The sequence below is a fragment of the Nonomuraea pusilla genome (genome assembly GCF_900109355.1).
GTDB classification, from domain to species: Bacteria; Actinomycetota; Actinomycetes; order Streptosporangiales; family Streptosporangiaceae; genus Nonomuraea; species Nonomuraea pusilla.
Genome location: NZ_FOBF01000003.1, coordinates 318,011 through 334,792, shown reverse-complemented (window position 1 = coordinate 334,792; position 16,782 = coordinate 318,011). Strand labels below are relative to the sequence as shown.

Below are 16,782 nucleotides of genomic sequence, written 5' to 3'. Positions count from 1 at the left end.
AATAGTGTGGGTCCGTGACGGAACCACTTGTTTCCCGGATGCGTTCGTTCGGCACCACGATCTTCGCGGAGATGAGCGCGCTCGCCGCGCAGACCGGATCCATCAACCTCGGCCAGGGCTTCCCCGACACCGACGGTCCCGCCGCGATGCTCGACCGCGCCGTCCGGGCGGTGCTCTCCGGCGCCAACCAGTACCCTCCAGGCCCCGGCCTGCTCGAACTCCGTCAGGCGGTCTCCGAGCACCGGCGCGAGCACTACGGGCTCGGCTACGACCCGGCCGGGGAGGTCCTCGTCACCGTCGGCGCCACCGAGGCGATCGCCGCCGCCGTGCTCGCGCTGTGCGAGCCGGGCGACGAGGTGATCGCGTTCGAGCCGTACTACGACTCCTACGCCGCCTCCGTCGCGCTGGCGCAGGCCAGGCTGGTCGGGGTGACGCTGCGCCCGCTGGGCGGCCGCTTCACCTTCGACCCCGGCGAGCTGCGCGCCGCCGTCACGCCGAGGACGCGGGCGATCCTCGTCAACTCGCCGCACAACCCCACCGGCACGGTCCTCACCAGGGACGAGCTGGCCGTCATCGCCGAGCTGTGCCAGGAGCGCGACCTCGTCGCGATCACCGACGAGGTGTACGAGCACCTGACGTTCGACGGCGTCGAGCACGTCCCCCTGGCGACGCTGCCCGGCATGCGCGAGCGCACCGTCATGATCTCGTCGGCGGGCAAGACGTTCTCCGTCACCGGCTGGAAGACCGGCTGGGTGTGCGCCCCCGCCCCGTTCGTCACCGCCGTGCAGACCGTCAAGCAGTTCCTGACGTTCACGGCGGGCGCGCCGTGGCAGCTCGCGGTGGCGTACGGGCTGCGCAACGAGACGGGCTGGGTGTCGGCGCTGCGCGCCGGGCTGCAGGACAAGCGCGACAGGCTCATGGCGGGCCTGAGCGCGGCCGGGTTCGAGGTGTTCAGGCCGTCGGGCACGTACTTCGTGCAGACCGACATCCGCCCGCTCGGCTTCACCGACGGCCTGGAGCTGTGCCGCCGCCTGCCCGAGCTGGCCGGCGTGGTCGCCATCCCCACCCAGGTCTTCTACGACCACCCCGAGCGCGGCAGCCACTTCGTCAGGTTCGCCTTCTGCAAGAAGGACGAGGTCATCGACGAGGCGGTGACCAGGCTCAAGCGCCTGTCAACCGGCTGACGCCGCGCCGGGCGGCAGCAGCGCCCTGATGTGCTCGGGGAAGACGCAGGCGTGCTCGGCGACCGTCTCGGTGAAGTCGACGGCGAGCGGGTCTGGCCTGGTGCGCGTGTAGGCCGTCAGCGGGCGGCGTACGGCGGGCGCCGGGCGCAGCAGGCGGCCGGCGAAGCCGGCGGGCACGCTGTTGGCGGGCACCAGGGCGGGCCCCAGCCCGGCGGCGGCGAGCAGGGGCGCGGCGGCGCTCTGCTCGGTGCGGATCGCGGCGCGCGGCTGGAAGCCCGCCGCCGCGCACGCCTGGTCGAGGACCTCGGCCAGGCCGTTGCCGGGCGCGTAGTGCACCCAGTCGCGCCCGGCCAGCTCCGCGAGGTCGACCTCGCGCCGCTCCGAGGCGGCGAGCGGGTCGTCGGGGGCGACCACGACGACGAACTCCTCGACGCCGATGTGCCTGATCGGGCCGTCCCACTGCGCGGGCGGCGGCCCGATGGCCAGGTCGGCCTGGCCGGCGGCCATGGCGGCGGCCAGTTCGTCGGCGTGCCGGTGCTCGAACAGGCGCACCCTGCGGCCGGGCTGCCGCCCCAGCCAGGCCCGCAGCACGGCGGGCAGCACGCCGAGCGTGACCGAGTAGAGCGTGGCGACGTGCAGCTCGGCGCTCTCCAGGCCGCCCGCCTGCCGGGCCGCCGCCCTGGCCCTGCCGGCGTCGGCCAGCGCGGCGCGGGCGTGGGGGAGCATCGCGCGTCCCATCGGGGTGAGCCGCACGGAGCGGGGCAGCCGCTCCAGCAGCGCGCCGCCGACGGACGTCTCCAGCGCGCGGATCTGGTGCGACAGCGCGGGCTGGGTGACGTGGAGCAGCTCGGCCGCGTGCGTGAACGAGCCCGTCTCGACCACGGTGACGAGGTATTCGAGCTGCCTGAGCGTTGCCATGAACAGAGCTTATCGGAGCCATCAAAACCAAGCCTTGGACTTATCGCAGCGGGGAGAGCAGAGTCGGAGAGGTCGCCCACCTGGGACGACACCTTCCGTTCCCGCACCCAAGGAGCAGCGATGACCGCCGCACCAGCCCTCGCGAGCCCGTCACTCACCGGGCGACGCCTCGTCGTCATCGGAGCCGGATCGCACGCCGGACGCGCCATCGCGCAGGCCGCCTCGGCCGCCGGCGCCGAGCTCGTCCTCGCCGGGCCCGACCCGCGCAAGCTCGAATGGACCGCCGCCGAGCTGCCGGGCCCCGCCCGCACCGTGCCCGTGGACCTCGCAGACGAGGACTCGATCGCGCGACTCGCCGCCGAGGCGGGCGAGCTCGACCACCTCGTCTCCACGGCGAGCATGGCCGCCAACGGGCCCGTGGCCGGCCTCAGCCACGAGGACATCCAGCGGGCGTTCGCCGCCAAGGTGATCGGCCCGCTCCTGCTCGCCAAGCACCTCACAGGGCGCGTGCGCGAAGGCGGCTCGCTCACGTTCTTCTCCGGCGTCGTCGCCTGGCGGCCCGCCCCCGAGCGCGCCGTCATGGCCACCACGAACGGCGCGCTCGCCTTCCTCGTCCAGGCGCTCGCGGTCGAGCTGGCGCCCGTCCGGGTGAACGCGATCTCCCCGGGCGTCGTCGACACCGGCGTCTGGGACGGCATGGGCTCCGACAAGGAGGCGTTCCTGCGCGGCGTCGCCGCCCGCAATCCGGCCCGCCGCGTCGGCACCGCCGCCGACCTCGTCCAGGCCGTCCTGTTCGCCATCGGCAACCCGTACGTCACCGGCACCGTGCTGCACGTCGACGGCGGCGGCCGGCTCGCCTGACGGCCGCCCCGTCCGAGGGCCTTCACCACCCGATCACCCATCACCCATGACAGGGACCACGCACATGCGCATCCGCACGATCCTCGCGGCCGCCTCGGCGGCCCTCTGCGCGGCGGCTCTCGCCTCCGCGCCCGCCAGCGCCGCCACGACCGCCGCCACGACCGCCACCGTCACCGCCACGTCCGGTGGGCCGCACGGGGCCCGCGCCTCCTGGCCCTGGAACCTCGTGGACCGCTCGCCCGGCCTCGTCCGGCCGAAGGCGCTCACGGTGGACCGCTCCATCGGCGCCCGCCGCGCCGCCCGGGAGGTGCGCCTGGCCCAGCTGCTCTACACCTTCTGGGACACCGGCGACAGGAAGTACCTCGACGCCGCCGTCGGCCCCGGCTTCCGCGACAACACCCTGCCCCCAGGACGGCCCCAGGGCATCGAGGGGCCGCTTTTCGCGTCGAAGAGGTTTCGCGCGGCCGTGCCCGACCTCACCTGCGAGCTGGCGGACGTCCTCGTCGCCGGCGACCGGATCATCGCCAGGCTGGTCTTCCGCGGCCACTTCACGGGGACGTTCGCCGGGGTCGCGGGCAAGGGGCAGGCGGTGGAGTTCAACGCCATCGACATCCAGCACGCCGGCCACGACAAGATCATCGAGGACTGGCACATCGAGGACAACCAGACCCTGCTGACCCAGCTCGGCGTCACCGCCTCCTGACCGGCCGCGGCCACCGCGGGCCCCGCCGCTTCAGCCGACCACCCTCACGGGCAGCTTGCGCTGGCGGATGGCGCTGCGCACCGCCTTGGCGAGCTGGGCGTACTCGGCGGCCCTCGCCGACGAGGCCCGGTAGGCGAGGCCGATCGTCCTGCCGGGCGCGGGCGCGGCGAAGCGCCGCAGGGAGAGCCGCACGCGCTTGCCCGTCTCCACCGGCACCGCGGACTCGGGCAGCAGGGTCACGCCCAGCCCGCCCGCGACGAGCTGCACGAGCGTCGGCAGGCTGGTGGCGTACGTGGTGGCGGTGGCCCGCGCCCCCACCTCCCTGCACACGTCGATGGCCTGCTCGCGCAGGCAGTGCCCCTGGTTGAGCAGCACGATGTCGAGCCCCTTCAGCGCCTCGCGGTCCAGCGGCTCCTGGTCGGAGGCCAGCGGGTGGTCGTGGGGGAGCGCGAGGAGGAAGTCCTCGTCGTACAGGGGCTCCTCCACCAGCCCGCCGGTCTCGGTGGGCAGCGCCAGCAGCACCATGTCGAGCCGTCCCTCGCGCACCTCCTCCAGGATCGTCTCGGTCTTGGCCTCGTGGACGGTCAGCTTCAGGTGGGGGAAGCGGCGGGCGAACATGGGCAGCAGCGCGGGCAGCACGTACGGCGCCACGGTGGGGATCACGCCGAGGTGCGCGGGACCGTTGAAGGGGGCGCGGTTCTGCGCGGCCTCGCCCATGAGGTCCTCGACGGCGGCGAGCACCCGCCAGGCGTGCTCGGCGACGCGTTCGCCTGCGGGGGTGAGCAGGACCTTCCTGGTGGTGCGCTCCAGGAGCTGTGTGTCCAATATCTCCTCCAATGAGGCGATATTTCCGGAGAGAGTGGGCTGGCTCATCCGGAGCGCCGCGGCCGCCTCCCTGAAGTGCAGATGCTCGGCCACGGCCAGGAAAGACCGCAGCTGAGCCAGGGTCGGCATGGGCTCACTGATAGGAATCACCTCTCAGATTGCTCTGACTGCTCGATTTCTCGAATCAATGGTAGGTGGTGCACGCTTAGGACCTCGAACCACCTGCGACAAGGAGACAATGACGTGCTCACCGTCGGCGACCACTTCCCCGAGTACGAACTCACCGCCTGCGTCGACCTCGACCCCGACAAGGCGTTCGCGGAGATCAACCACAAGACCTACGAGGGCAAGTGGCGCGTGGTGTTCTTCTGGCCGAAGGACTTCACCTTCGTCTGTCCCACCGAGATCGCCGAGTTCGGCCGGCTCAACGAGGAGTTCGCCGACCGCGACGCCCAGGTCCTCGGCGTGTCGGTCGACTCCGAGTTCGTGCACCACGCCTGGCGCAAGAACCACCCCGACCTGCGCGACCTGCCCTTCCCGATGCTGAGCGACATCAAGCGCGAGCTCACGCAGGCCTGCGGCGTGCTCGGCAAGGACGGCGTCGCCCAGCGCGCCACCTTCATCGTCGACCCGAACAACGAGATCCAGTTCACCATGGTCACCGCCGGTTCCGTGGGCCGCAACGTCAAGGAGGTCCTGCGGGTCCTCGACGCCCTGCAGTCCGACGAGCTGTGCCCCTGCAACTGGAACAAGGGCGAGGCCGGTCTCGACGCCCAGAAGCTGCTGGCCCAGTGAGCATCGAGAACCTCAAGGCTCAGCTCCCCGCGTACGCGAAGGACACCAAGCTCAACCTGGGCTCGGTCACGACCACGTCGAACCTGACCGACCAGCAGCTCTGGGGCGCCGTGCTGGCCTGCGCGCTCGCGACCAGGTCCGCGCGGGTCATCGCCGAGGTCTCCGAGGACGCCGCGCAACGCCTGTCGGAGGAGGCGTTCACGGCGGCCAAGGCGGCCGCGTCGATCATGGCGATGAACAACGTCTACTACCGGGCGACCCACCTCATCGGTGACGAGACGTACGCCACGCTGCCGGCCAAGCTCAGGATGACCGTCATCGGCAACCCGGGCGTCGACAGGACGGACTTCGAGCTGTGGTGCCTCGCGGTCTCGGCGGTCAACGGCTGCGGCCGCTGCCTGGAGTCGCACGAGCAGGTGCTGCGCGGGGCCGGGCTGTCGCGCGAGCTGGTCCAGGAGGCGCTGCGCGTGGCCGCCGTGGTCAACGCCACCGCCGCGACCCTGGAGGCCGAGGCGGCGCTGGCCGCCGTCTGACCCCGCGGTCCGGAAGGGGCGGGCGCCCGTCACGGGCGCCCGCCCTTCGCGCGCTCGGGAGAGTGCCGGGGTGGCCGGTTCAGGCGGCGGGGGTGTCCAGCGAGGTCAGGGTGGCCGTCGCCGACTCGTGGTCCATGCCCGTCGCCTCCAGCAGGTCCACGACGATCGAGCGGAGCTGGGCGATGATGACGTGCGCGGAGAAGCCGAGCCGCCTCGGCCGCTCGCTCGCCGCCACCGCCAGCAGCGCCTGCCTGGCCAGCAGGGGCTCGCGCCCGGCGCCGAGTTCGAGCTGCAGCAGCAGCGCCGCCTCCGACACCTCGCGCAGCGACTCCGCCAGCTCCTTCGGCGGCGGGCTGGCCTCGCCCAGCGCGGCCAGCGTCCTGCGGATCAGCACCCGGGCGTTGCGCATGGCGAGGTCCACGGGCACGGCGGCCGTCTCGTAGCGGGCCAGGCGGGCGCGCCGGTGCCAGTGCAGCGGCGAGAGCAGCGCGATCTCCTTGCTGGTCTCCAGCGCCCGCTCGTACTCCTCCACCGCCCCCTGCGTGCCGCGCGCCTCCTCCAGCGCCTCGGCCGCGAGGTCCACGTCGCGCCGCTCGATCGCGTCGGCGGCCCGCTCCAGGACGGTGGACAGCGCGTCCAGCACCCCGGACAGGTGCTTGGCCGCGATCGTGAACGGGCTCGCGGGCAGCAGCGCCACCGCCGCGATGCCGACGACGCCGCCGGTCAGGGCGTCGGCCATGCGGTCGAGCCCTCCGCTGCCCTCGCCGGGCACCAGCGTCGCCACCAGCACCGCCGAGCTGCCGGCCTGCGCCACGAACAGCGCGCCGCTGTTCAGCAGCACGGCCGCGCACATCGCCAGCGCCACCACCAGCGCGATCTGCCACGGCCCCGACCCGATCCAGGACACCAGCAGGTCGCCGACCCCCACGCCCAGGCTGACGCCGACGACCAGCTCCGCCACCCGCCGCAGCCGCTGCCCCAGCCCGACGCCGACGCAGATCAGCACGGAGATGGGCGCGAAGAAGGGACGCGGGTGACCGAGCAGCTCGATGGCGACGATCCAGGCCACCGCCGCCCCGACCGCGCACTGCGCGATGGACGGCATCATGAGGCCGAACGTGCCCAGCCGTTCCCTCACTTGATCGCTGAACCACGTCCGCACGCGTCCAGCCTGTCGGATCTTTATGACATTCAGGTCACATCTGCCCTATCACGGCACAGATGTCTACGGCGCCTCACCGGGAGGGGCCACGTCGAGGAAGGCGTCGACGGCGCGGAGGAAGCCCGCGCGGGCGGAGGCGTGGATGAGATGGCCCGCCTCGATCGTCACCAGCGCCGCACCGGGGATCGCCTCCGCCACCGCCGCCGCGTCGAACGGGCTCAGCGAGCCGCCCGACAGCACGAGCGTGCGCGCCGTGATCCGCGCCAGGCCCTCCGCCCAGGACGGGTCGGGGTCGAGGAACTGGCGCTCCGTCTCGTGCATCATGCGCCAGTCGAACCCGGTGGAGCCGTCCTCGACGAGCGGCTGCCGGTTCCTCATCGGGTACGGCGGCGCCGGGTCCTCCAGCACCAGCCGGTCCACCCGCCCCGGATGCGCGGAGGCCGCCAGGTAGGCCACCATCCCGCCCAGCGAGTGCCCCACCAGGGTCACCTGGCCGAACCCGAGGGCGTCCACGAGGGCGACGACGTCCTGCGCCATGGCGGGCAGCGCGTACGTCCCCGGCCGCTCGCTCGCGCCGTGGCCGCGCAGGTCGGGGGCCACGACGTGGTGGCGGGCCGCGAAGTGCTGGGTGATGCCGTTCCAGTCGTTGTGGTTCGCCGTGCGGCCGTGGAGCAGCAGCAGCGGCGGCGCGCCCGGCGTGCCCTCCTCGCGATAGACGAGTTTGATCCCGTTGGCGATGGTTTCGCGAATCACGGCGATCAGACTACGGGGTGATCGTGAGCGCACCTTGACATCGTCCGGGGCCGTCATGGGCAGACATTGCCCATGAACCCCGACGGCGGGCTCGGCTAGCGTCGCCGGTGAGCGGGGGAACCGGTACTGGAGATAGGGGCGATGCATGCCGGACCCGATTGAAGTGCGAAAGGTGCCCATCGAGAGCGTGACCGACGCGTCCGGGCTCGAACGGCTCATCACCGACGGTGTGATCGAGGCGCACCGCGTGCTCGCGGTGATCGGCAAGACCGAGGGCAACGGCGGCGTCAACGACTACACCCGCATCCTCGCCGACCGGGCCTTCCGCGAGGTGCTGGCGCGGCACGGCCACCCGGCGCCCGACACCGTGCCGCTGGTCTGGTCCGGCGGCACCGACGGCGTGCTCAGCCCGCACGCCACCGTCTTCGCCACCACCGGCGACGCGCCCGCCACCGACGAGCCGCGCCTGTCCGTCGGCGTGGCGATGAGCGACGTCATCCTGCCCGAGGACATCGGCCGTCCCGCCATGGTGGAGAAGGTCGCCGCCGGGGTGCGCGAGGCCATGAAGATCGCCGGCATCGACGACCCGCGCGACGTCCACTACGTGCAGACCAAGACGCCGCTGCTCACCCTCGCCACCATCACCGACGCCAGGACCCGCGGCCACGACACCGCCATCGACGAGACCGGCCCCTCCATGGACCTGTCGAACTCCACCACCGCGCTCGGCATCGCCGTGGCGCTCGGCGAGATCGAGATGCCGCGCGCCGACCAGATCCACAAGGACCTGTCCCTGTACTCGTCGGTGGCCTCGTGCTCCTCCGGCGTCGAGCTGGACCGGGCGCAGATCGTGCTCGTCGGCAACGTCCGGGGGATCGGCGGGCGCTACCGCATCGGCCACAGCGTCATGAAGGACGCCCTCGACGCCGACGGCATCTGGGCGGCCATCCGCGACAGCGGCATCGACCTGCCCGAACGTCCCCACCCGTCGGACCTGCGCGGGCGTCTGGTGAACGTCTTCATGAAGTGCGAGGCCGACCCGTCGGGGCGCGTCAGGGGACGCCGCAGCGTCATGCTCGACGACTCCGACGTGCACTGGCACCGGCAGATCAAGGCGGCGGTCGGCGGGGTGGCGGCGGCGGTGACCGGCGACCCGGCCGTGTTCGTCTCCGTGGCGGCCGTCCACCAGGGCCCGTCGGGCGGCGGCCCCGTCGCCGCGATCGCCGACCTCGGCTGACCCGGGCGCCGGGGGCGGGACCGGCGCCCGCCCCGGGTAGTCTCGGACGCTGTGCCGAGCATCCCGCAACCTCTCGACCCGAACGACGACGGCGGCGTCGCCCCCGCCGTGGCCGCGGCCCTGTCCGGCTACCAGGCGGGCACGGCCGACGCCACCGAGGTCCTGTCCGCGCTGAGCGGCGCCAGGCTGCTGGTGCCCGTCGTCGCCCTGCTGGTGGAGACCGAGGTCGGCGAGCACGGCCTGCGCCAGGAGAAGGAGAGCGAGATGGCGCTGCCCAAGCTCGTCGGCAAGGACGGCAGGCAGGCGGTGCTCGCGTTCACCGGCACCGACGCGCTGACCAGGTGGCGGCCCGACGCGCGTCCCATCCAGGCCACCACCCTGCAGGTGTGCAGGGCGGCCGCGCAGGAGCAGGCGGCGGCGGTCGTCGTGGACGTCGCCGGGCCGGTGCCGTTCGTGATCGAGGGCGAGGTGCTGAAGGCGCTGGCCGCGGTCGAGTCGGGCACACTCGACCAGCTCGACGGGGTGACGGTCGCGAGGATCCGCCCCGAGCCACCACGCCGCCGCCGCTGGTTCTCCAGAAGACCCACCTGACGCCCGATTCGCGATCCACCTCCTGGTTCTCCCGAAGGACGTGCGGTGTCCGGCGTCCGGGAGGGTGCCCGGAGCCGTGCCGGGCGGTATGCGGTGGGCGTAACGGGGCGCCGCGAGGCGGGGCCCGTCGTAGGGTCGGGTCGTGGTGGCGCTCCTCGCGGTGCTCGGCCTGGTGTGCGGCCCCTTCATCAGGGCGGTCGCCGACTACTACGACGATCCGCCGTCCCGAGGCGGCCCGCCCGGTCCGGGCCCGGGTTCGGGGAAGAGCGGCGTGCTTGCGGCGCGCTGGTCCGAGCGGGCCGGCGTCGAGGTGGGGGCCGCCGTCGTGGTGGCGCTCGTCGGGTGGCGGGCCGGGGTGCCCTACGCGGGGTTCGCCCTGGTGGGGTTCGCGCTGGCCGTCATCGACCAGCGCACGTACACCCTGCCCGACCTGATCACGCTGCCCGCGTACCCGCTGCTGGCCCTGACGCTGCTGCCCACGGGCGAGCTGCCGGCGGCGCTGCTCGGCGGCCTCGCGCTCGCGGCCTGCTACGGCCTGCTCTGGTTCCTCAGGCCCGACGCGATGGGGCTGGGCGACGTGAAGCTCGCCGGGCTGATCGGCATGGCGGCCGCCGCGCTCGGCTGGCAGGCGTGGGTGGTGGCGGCGTTCGCGGGGCAGGTGTGCGGCGCCCTGTACGCGGTCGCGCTGGTCGCCGGGGGCGGCGGCTCCAGACGCACGGAGTTCCCTTTCGGGCCGTTCATGGTGCTGGGCGCGCTGGCCGCCCTGTGCCTCGGCCTCTGAAGCTCCCCGTGAGGCGGAACGTCTCGCCACGTGAACGGGTGACGCCGCACTCGGTGGCACATGGAAGACTTGTACGCATGTTGCGCTGGTTGACCGCAGGAGAGTCGCACGGGCCCGAGCTCGTCGCCGTCATGGAGGGCCTGCCGGCCGGGGTCGGGGTGACCACGGCCGACATCGACGAGGCGCTGCGCCGCCGCCGCCTCGGTTACGGCCGCGGCGCCCGCATGAAGTTCGAGCAGGACCAGGTGACGATCGTCGGCGGCGTACGCCACGGCCGCACCCTGGGCAGCCCGGTGGCCATCCGCGTGGGCAACACCGAGTGGCCGAAGTGGGAGAAGGTCATGGCGGCCGACCCGGTCGACCCGGCCGAGCTGGAGGGCCTGGGCCGCAACGCGCCCAGGTCGCGTCCCCGCCCGGGCCACGCCGACCTCGCGGGCATGCAGAAGTACGGCTTCGACGACGCCCGCCCCGTGCTCGACCGGGCCAGCGCCCGCGAGACCGCCGCCAGGGTGGCGCTGGGCGAGGTGGCCAGGCGGTTCCTGAAGCAGGCGCTCGGCGTCGACATCGTCAGCCACGTCACGAGCATCGGCGGGGCGAGCGCCACGGCGGGCACCCTCCCCGGGCCGAACGACCTGGCGAGGATCGACGCCGACCCGGTGCGCTGCGCCGACCCCGAGGGCAGCGCCGCCATGGTGGCCGTGATCGACAAGGCGCACAAGGACGGCGACACGCTGGGCGGCGTCGTCGAGGTCCTCGCCTACAACCTGCCGCCCGGCCTCGGCAGCTACACGCACTGGGACCGCAGGCTCGACTCCCGGCTGGCGGCCGCGCTCATGGGCATCCAGGCGATCAAGGGCGTGGCGGTCGGCGACGGGTTCGAGACGGCCAGGCGGCCGGGTTCGCAGGCCCACGACGAGATCGAGTACACCGCCGAGGACGGCGTCAGGCGCGTCACGAACCGGGCGGGCGGCGTCGAGGGCGGCATGACGAACGGCGAGGTCCTGCGGGTCAGCGCCGCGATGAAGCCGATCTCGACGGTGCCGCGGGCGCTGTCCACGATCGACGTCAAGACGGGCGAGGCGGCCAAGGCGCACCACGAGCGGTCCGACGTGTGCGCGGTGCCCGCGGCGGGCATCGTCGCGGAGGCGATGGTCGCGCTGGTGCTGGCCGACGCGGCGCTCGAGAAGTTCGGCGGCGACTCGGTCGAGGAAGTCGCCCGCAACCTGTCCGGCTACCTCTCCTCCATGGTGATCAAATGACCAGGGCCGTGCTGATCGGGCCTCCGGGGTCCGGCAAGACCACCGTCGGCCGCCTGCTGGCCGAGCGGCTCGGCGTCGGCTTCCGCGACACCGACGCCGACGTCGAGGCCGTCGCGGGCAAGCCGGTCTCCGACATCTTCGTCGAGGACGGCGAGGAGCGCTTCCGCGAGCTGGAGCGCGAGGCCGTGCGCAGGGCCCTGGCCGAGCACGAGGGCGTGCTGTCGCTGGGCGGCGGCGCGGTGCTGAACGAGGAGACTCAGGCCCTGCTCGCCGGCCACACCGTGGTCTACCTGCAGGTCGGCCTGGCCGACGCGGTGCAGCGGGTGGGCCTGGCCTCCGCCAGGCCGCTGCTGGTTCTCAACCCGCGCAGCCAGCTCAAGCGGCTCATGGAGGAGCGGCGGCCGGTGTACGAGCGGCTGGCGGTGCTCACGGTCGAGACCGACAAGCGCGAGCCCGCGGAACTCGCCGACGAGATCGTCAAGGGGCTGCCCGCATGAGCGTCACCAGGATCACCGTCAAGGGCGAGCACCCGTACGACGTGGTGGTCGGGTCGGGCGTGCAGGCCGAGCTGCCGGGCCTGCTGAAGCCGGGCGTGCGCACGGTCGCCGTGGTCCACCCGCAGGGGCTGCCCGAGCTGGCCGCCCCGGTCCGCGAGGCCCTCGCGGGCGCCGGGTACGAGGTGGCGGCGCTGCCGGTGCCCGACGGCGAGGCGTGCAAGACGGCCGAGGTCGCGGCCGGGCTGTGGTCGGCGTTCGGCCGTCACGGCATGACCCGCTCCGACGCGGTCGTGGGCGTGGGCGGCGGCGCCACCACCGACCTGGCCGGGTTCGTGGCCGCGACGTGGCTGCGCGGCGTGCAGGTCGTGCTCGTGCCCACCACGCTGCTCGCCATGGTCGACGCGGCGGTCGGGGGCAAGAACGGCATCGACACGCCCGAGGGCAAGAACCTCGTCGGCACCTTCCTGCCGCCCGCAGGGGTCCTGTGCGACCTCGACGCGCTGGCCGGCATGCTGAAGGCCGACTACGTCGCCGGCCTCGCCGAGATCATCAAGGGCGGCTGGATCGCCGACCCGGTCATCCTCGACCTCGTCGAGGCCGACCCCGAGGGCGCCACCCGCCCGGACGGCCCGCACACGCGCGAGCTGATCGAGCGCAAGATCCGGGTCAAGGCCGACGTCGTCGGCGCCGACCTGCGCGAGTCGGGCCTGCGCGAGATCCTCAACTACGGCCACACGCTGGCCCACGCCATCGAGCGGAACGAGCACTACACGATCCGCCACGGCGAGGCCGTCGCCATCGGCATGGTCTACGCCGCCGAGCTGTCGCGGCTCGCCGGCCGCCTCGACCCGGCGCTGGTGGAGCGCACCCGCGCCGTCCTCACCTCGGTCGGCCTGCCCGTCTCGTACGACGCCGCCGCCTGGCCGCGGCTGCGCGACCACATGCGGCTCGACAAGAAGAACCGCGGAGCCAAGCAGCGTTTCGTCGTCCTCGACGGCCTGGCCAGGCCGGGCCGGCTGGAAGCCCCCGACGAGGAGCTGCTGGAGGCCGCCTACAGGGAGATCAGCCGATGATCCTGGTGCTCAACGGGCCCAACCTGCGCCGCCTCGGCACCCGCGAGCCCGACGTGTACGGCGCCGAGACGTTCGAGGACCTCGCGGAGCTGTGCCGGGCCACCGGCAGGGAGCTGGGCGAGCACGTCGAGGTGCGCCAGACCGACGACGAGGCCGAGCTGGTGGGCTGGCTGCACGAGGCGGCCGACGGCCGCATCCCGGTCGTGCTCAACCCGGCCGCGTTCACCCACTACTCCTACGCCCTGCGCGACGCGATCTCCCAGCGCACGGCGCCGCTGGTGGAGGTGCACATCACCAACCCGGCCGCCAGGGAGGAGTTCCGCCACACGTCGGTCGTGGCCGGGGTGGCGACGGGCACCATCGCCGGGTTCGGGCTGCGCTCGTACGTCCTTGCCCTGCACGCGATCGCGGGGATGAACGGCGGGTCATGAGGCACTACGGCTCCTTCGTCGCGCTCGGCGACAGCTTCACCGAAGGGCTGAACGACCCGGGGCCCGCGGGCCAGTTCCGCGGCTGGGCCGACCGGGTGGCCGAGCGGCTGGCGGCCGACGACCCGTCGTTCCGCTACGCGAACCTGGCCGTCCGGGGCAAGCTGCTCGACCAGATCGTCGCCGACCAGGTGCCGCTGGCCCTGGAGATGGCGCCCGACCTGGTGAGCCTGTGCGCGGGCGGCAACGACCTGCTCAGGCCGGGCGCCGACCCCGACGCCATGGCCAAGCGCCTGGCGGGGGCGGTGCGCGACCTGCGGTCCGGGGGAGCCGACGTCCTGCTGTTCACCGGCGTCGACCCGCGTGACACGCCGCTGATGCGGCGCCTGCGCGGCCGGTTCGCCGTCTACTACCTGCATCTCAGGTCGATCGCCGACCTGTACGGCTGCAAGCTGGTCGACCAGTGGTCGATGCAGGCGCTGCGCGACTGGCGGGCCTGGAGCGACGACAGGCTGCACATGAACGAGGAGGGCCACCGCCTGGTGGCGGCCCGGGTGCTGGACGTGCTGGGCGTGCCGTTCGACGACGACTGGCGCAGGCAGTGGCCGGAGCGCGCCGCGGCCGATCCGCGCACGCGGCGGCGCGAGGACGCCCAGTGGGTGCGCGAGCACCTGGTGCCGTGGGTGACGCGGCGGCTGCGCGGCGCGTCGTCAGGCGACGGCCTGCCCCCCAAACGCCCCGACCTGGCCCCCTGGTCGTAGCCCCGGGCCGTGACCGCCCCGACGCCGCGCGGCCTGGCGGCGGCGGGCGGGTGCGGGTGCTGCCGGTCGGTGGTCAGCTCTCGGCCGACAGGCGCTTGAGCGCGGCGCGGGGCACCGCCGGGTCGGTGGTGCGCCAGAACGGCGGCAGCGACCCGAGCAGGAACCCGCTGTAGCGGGCGGTGACCAGGCGGGGGTCGAGCACGGCGACGACGCCCTTGTCCTGCTGGGAGCGCAGCAGCCGCCCCGCGCCCTGCGCGAGCAGCAGGGCGGCGTGGTTGGCGGCCACCGCCATGAAGCCGTTGCCGCCCTTGGCGGCGACGTGGCGCTGGCGGGCGCTGGTCAGCGGGTCGTCGGGGCGGGGGAACGGCACCCGGTCGATGATGACGAGCCGCAGCGACGGCCCGGGGACGTCGACGCCCTGCCACAGCGACAGCGTGCCGAACAGGCAGGTCGGCTCGTCCTCGGCGAACTGCTTGACGAGCAGCATCGTGGAGTCGTCGCCCTGGCACAGCAGGGGCACGTCGAGCCGGTCGCGCAGCGCCTCGGTGGCGGCCTTGGCGGCGCGCATCGACGAGAACAGGCCGAGGGTGCGCCCGCCGGCCGCCTCGATGAGCTCGGCGATCTCGTCGAGGTACTGCTGCGGCAGGCCGTCGCGGCCGGGCTGGGGGAGGTGCTTGGCGACGTACAGGATGCCGGACCTCGGGTGGTCGAACGGGGAGCCGACGTCGATGCCCTGCCAGCCCTTGCCGCCCTCGCCGAGGCCCCACTGCCGGGCCAGCCCGTCGAAGGTGCCGCCGAGGGCGAGCGTGGCGGAGGTGAGGACGACGGTGCGCTCGCCGAAGAGCTTGTCGCGCAGCATGCCGCTGACGCTGAGCGGCGCGACCCGCAGGGCGGGCGGCCGGCGGTCGGTGCCGGCGTCGAGCCACACGACCTCGGCCCGGTCGGCCTCGCCGGCGTGCCCGTACGCCTCCAGCATGCGCACGGCGGTGTCGTGGACGTCGTCGAGGGCGGTGAAGGCGGCCTTGCGCTGGCCGGCCTTGTCGGGGTCGTCCTTGTCGGCGCCGCGCGGGCCGAGGGCGGTGAGGCAGCGGGCCGCGCTGTCGCGTACGAGCGCCAGGGTGAGCCCGAGCACCTCGGGCAGGTCGTCGATGCGGCCGGGCGGGGCGGCGGCGAGCAGCGCCTTGAGGTCCTCGCCCGCCTCCATGAGCTGGTCGGCGACGGGCTGCTCGATGAGCCTGCCGACGCGCCGCACGGCCAGGGACACCGACGACTCGGACAGCTCGCCGGTGACGACGGAGGTGACGCGGTCGACGAGCTCGTGCGCCTCGTCCACGATGACGACGTCGTGCTCGGGCAGCACGGGCAGCTCGCCCATGGCGTCGATGGCGAGCAGCGCGTGGTTGGTCACGACGACGTCGGCCTCGCCGGCCTTGGCCTTGGCCAGCTCGGCGAAGCACTCGGCTCCGCTGGGGCAGCGCGAGGCGCCCAGGCACTCCTGGGCGCTGACGGAGAACTGCCGCCACGCCTGCTCGCTGACGCCGGGCACCAGCTCGTCGCGGTCGCCGGTCTCGGTCTCCTCGGCCCACTCCTGGATGCGCTGGACCATGCGGCCGGTGGCGCTGACGTCGCGGGGGTCGAAGAGCTGGTCCTGCTCGTCCTCCTCGGGCCAGCCCGCCGTCGCCTTGTAGCGGCACAGGTAGTTGCGCCGGCCCTTGAGGATGGCGAACGTCGGCTCGTGCGGCAGCTCCTTGCCCAGGGCCTCGGCGAGCCTCGGCAGGTCGCGGTCGACGAGCTGGCGCTGGAGCGCGATCGTGGCGGTGGAGACCACCACGGGGGTCTCGCTGTCCATGGCGTGGCGTACCGAGGGCACCAGGTAGGCGAGCGACTTGCCGGTGCCGGTGCCGGCCTGCACGGCCAGGTGCTCGCCGGTCTCGACGGCCCGGTGCACGGCGCGCACCATGGTGAGCTGGCCCTGCCGCTCGCTCCCTCCGAGAGCGCTGACCACGATGCTGAGCAGTTCGTCGACTGACGGGAGATGGGAGTCCGGCACGGCAGTCAACGGTACCCGCATTCCCGGGCCGCCGCGCCGGACGATGCGTGTTCGCCCGGACGCATCCCGGCGTTCCCCGAGTCAGGGCGCGGCGTGCGTGGCACACTGGCCCCCTGGAGTCCGGCGGGTCAAGGAAGATCTTCCTTCCAGCGTGGCCGCCGCGTCTCGGGGTGGTGAAGGGAAGGCCGGTTCTGCAGGGTTTTCCGGGGTTGAGTGGACGAATAAAGGCTGGTTAGACGAGTATGTCCTCCATGTCGGAAGTTGTCCCGTTGCCGTCGTTCGGCGAAGTCTTCTTCGATGCACGAGGTCAGGAACGGTGCCTCCGGGTCACGTGGCACGAGGGAACCCTCGTCCTGAGCCTGTGGCGCGGA

Annotated in this window: 18 protein-coding genes; 13 read left to right on the top strand and 5 right to left on the bottom strand. The window is 73.3% G+C overall.

All coding sequences use genetic code 11. The features are described 5' to 3' along the window. Positions 1 to 14 precede the first annotated feature (14 nt). Positions 15 to 1,184, top strand: coding sequence for a pyridoxal phosphate-dependent aminotransferase (locus BMX74_RS07510; RefSeq protein WP_091099201.1), 1,170 nt, complete (start codon positions 15 to 17; stop codon positions 1,182 to 1,184). Here the strand turns inward: BMX74_RS07510 and BMX74_RS07505 are convergent. Continuing rightward, positions 1,173 to 2,102, bottom strand: a complete 930-nt coding sequence (locus tag BMX74_RS07505; RefSeq protein ID WP_091099199.1) for a LysR family transcriptional regulator — start codon at positions 2,100 to 2,102, stop codon at positions 1,173 to 1,175. The genes BMX74_RS07510 and BMX74_RS07505 overlap by 12 nt on opposite strands. A gap of 120 nt (positions 2,103 to 2,222) precedes the next feature. Between BMX74_RS07505 and BMX74_RS07500 the strand changes: the two genes are divergently transcribed. Together BMX74_RS07500 and BMX74_RS07495 are read left to right on the top strand one after the other, a co-directional pair. Then, the gene (locus BMX74_RS07500; RefSeq protein WP_055505838.1) at positions 2,223 to 2,963 is read left to right on the top strand and encodes an SDR family oxidoreductase; all 741 of its coding nucleotides are present in this window, start codon (positions 2,223 to 2,225) and stop codon (positions 2,961 to 2,963) included. Between the two features lie 46 nt (positions 2,964 to 3,009). Further along, on the top strand, positions 3,010 to 3,666 hold the full coding sequence (locus BMX74_RS07495) for an ester cyclase (RefSeq protein ID WP_218153912.1): 657 nt from the start codon (positions 3,010 to 3,012) through the stop codon (positions 3,664 to 3,666). A gap of 30 nt (positions 3,667 to 3,696) precedes the next feature. Here the strand turns inward: BMX74_RS07495 and BMX74_RS07490 are convergent, their stop codons facing one another. Beyond that, the gene (locus BMX74_RS07490; protein WP_177227273.1) at positions 3,697 to 4,620 is read right to left on the bottom strand and encodes a LysR substrate-binding domain-containing protein; all 924 of its coding nucleotides are present in this window, start codon (positions 4,618 to 4,620) and stop codon (positions 3,697 to 3,699) included. 114 nt (positions 4,621 to 4,734) lie between these two features. Between BMX74_RS07490 and BMX74_RS07485 the strand changes: the two genes are divergently transcribed. Further along, complete coding sequence (locus BMX74_RS07485) at positions 4,735 to 5,286, top strand: peroxiredoxin (RefSeq protein ID WP_055505834.1); 552 nt, start codon at positions 4,735 to 4,737, stop codon at positions 5,284 to 5,286. Further along, a complete protein-coding gene (gene ahpD / locus BMX74_RS07480; protein ID WP_055505833.1) occupies positions 5,283 to 5,819 on the top strand; it encodes an alkylhydroperoxidase, AhpD family in 537 nt (178 codons plus the stop codon). Before BMX74_RS07485 ends, ahpD begins: the two co-directional genes overlap by 4 nt. Positions 5,820 to 5,898: 79 nt before the next feature. Here the strand turns inward: ahpD and BMX74_RS07475 are convergent, their stop codons facing one another. Beyond that, positions 5,899 to 6,981 (bottom strand): FUSC family protein, encoded by a 1,083-nt coding sequence (locus BMX74_RS07475; RefSeq protein WP_082535297.1) that lies wholly within the window; start codon positions 6,979 to 6,981, stop codon positions 5,899 to 5,901. Positions 6,982 to 7,044: 63 nt separating this feature from the next. Then, positions 7,045 to 7,734 carry an alpha/beta fold hydrolase gene (locus BMX74_RS07470; protein WP_218153911.1) on the bottom strand — a complete coding sequence of 230 codons (690 nt, stop codon included), beginning with the start codon at positions 7,732 to 7,734 and terminating at the stop codon, positions 7,045 to 7,047. Positions 7,735 to 7,879: 145 nt separating this feature from the next. On the opposite strand from BMX74_RS07470, the gene bar reads away from it, so the two are divergent. The 8 genes from bar to BMX74_RS07430 all read left to right on the top strand — a co-directional run bounded on the left by bar (position 7,880) and on the right by BMX74_RS07430 (position 14,361). Further along, the gene (gene bar / locus BMX74_RS07465; protein WP_055505831.1) at positions 7,880 to 8,971 is read left to right on the top strand and encodes a barbiturase; all 1,092 of its coding nucleotides are present in this window, start codon (positions 7,880 to 7,882) and stop codon (positions 8,969 to 8,971) included. Positions 8,972 to 9,022: 51 nt separating this feature from the next. Beyond that, positions 9,023 to 9,562, top strand: a complete 540-nt coding sequence (locus BMX74_RS07460) for an SseB family protein (RefSeq protein ID WP_055505830.1) — start codon at positions 9,023 to 9,025, stop codon at positions 9,560 to 9,562. A 142-nt stretch (positions 9,563 to 9,704) separates the two neighbouring features. Further along, positions 9,705 to 10,343 (top strand): prepilin peptidase, encoded by a 639-nt coding sequence (locus BMX74_RS07455; protein WP_091099189.1) that lies wholly within the window; start codon positions 9,705 to 9,707, stop codon positions 10,341 to 10,343. Between the two features lie 77 nt (positions 10,344 to 10,420). Next, positions 10,421 to 11,602, top strand: a complete 1,182-nt coding sequence (gene aroC, locus BMX74_RS07450) for a chorismate synthase (RefSeq protein ID WP_055505828.1) — start codon at positions 10,421 to 10,423, stop codon at positions 11,600 to 11,602. After that, on the top strand, positions 11,599 to 12,099 hold the full coding sequence (locus BMX74_RS07445; RefSeq protein WP_055505827.1) for a shikimate kinase: 501 nt from the start codon (positions 11,599 to 11,601) through the stop codon (positions 12,097 to 12,099). Before aroC ends, BMX74_RS07445 begins: the two co-directional genes overlap by 4 nt. Continuing rightward, on the top strand, positions 12,096 to 13,172 hold the full coding sequence (gene aroB, locus BMX74_RS07440; protein WP_091099187.1) for a 3-dehydroquinate synthase: 1,077 nt from the start codon (positions 12,096 to 12,098) through the stop codon (positions 13,170 to 13,172). Before BMX74_RS07445 ends, aroB begins: the two co-directional genes overlap by 4 nt. Then, a complete protein-coding gene (aroQ, locus tag BMX74_RS07435; RefSeq protein WP_055505825.1) occupies positions 13,169 to 13,603 on the top strand; it encodes a type II 3-dehydroquinate dehydratase in 435 nt (144 codons plus the stop codon). The genes aroB and aroQ overlap by 4 nt, the downstream gene beginning before the upstream one ends. Next, on the top strand, positions 13,600 to 14,361 hold the full coding sequence (locus BMX74_RS07430; RefSeq protein WP_091099185.1) for an SGNH/GDSL hydrolase family protein: 762 nt from the start codon (positions 13,600 to 13,602) through the stop codon (positions 14,359 to 14,361). The genes aroQ and BMX74_RS07430 overlap by 4 nt, the downstream gene beginning before the upstream one ends. Positions 14,362 to 14,434: 73 nt before the next feature. Here BMX74_RS07430 and BMX74_RS07425 read toward each other — a convergent pair whose 3' ends face one another. Next, positions 14,435 to 16,432 carry an ATP-dependent DNA helicase gene (locus BMX74_RS07425; RefSeq protein WP_091099182.1) on the bottom strand — a complete coding sequence of 666 codons (1,998 nt, stop codon included), beginning with the start codon at positions 16,430 to 16,432 and terminating at the stop codon, positions 14,435 to 14,437. Positions 16,433 to 16,782: the final 350 nt, after the last annotated feature.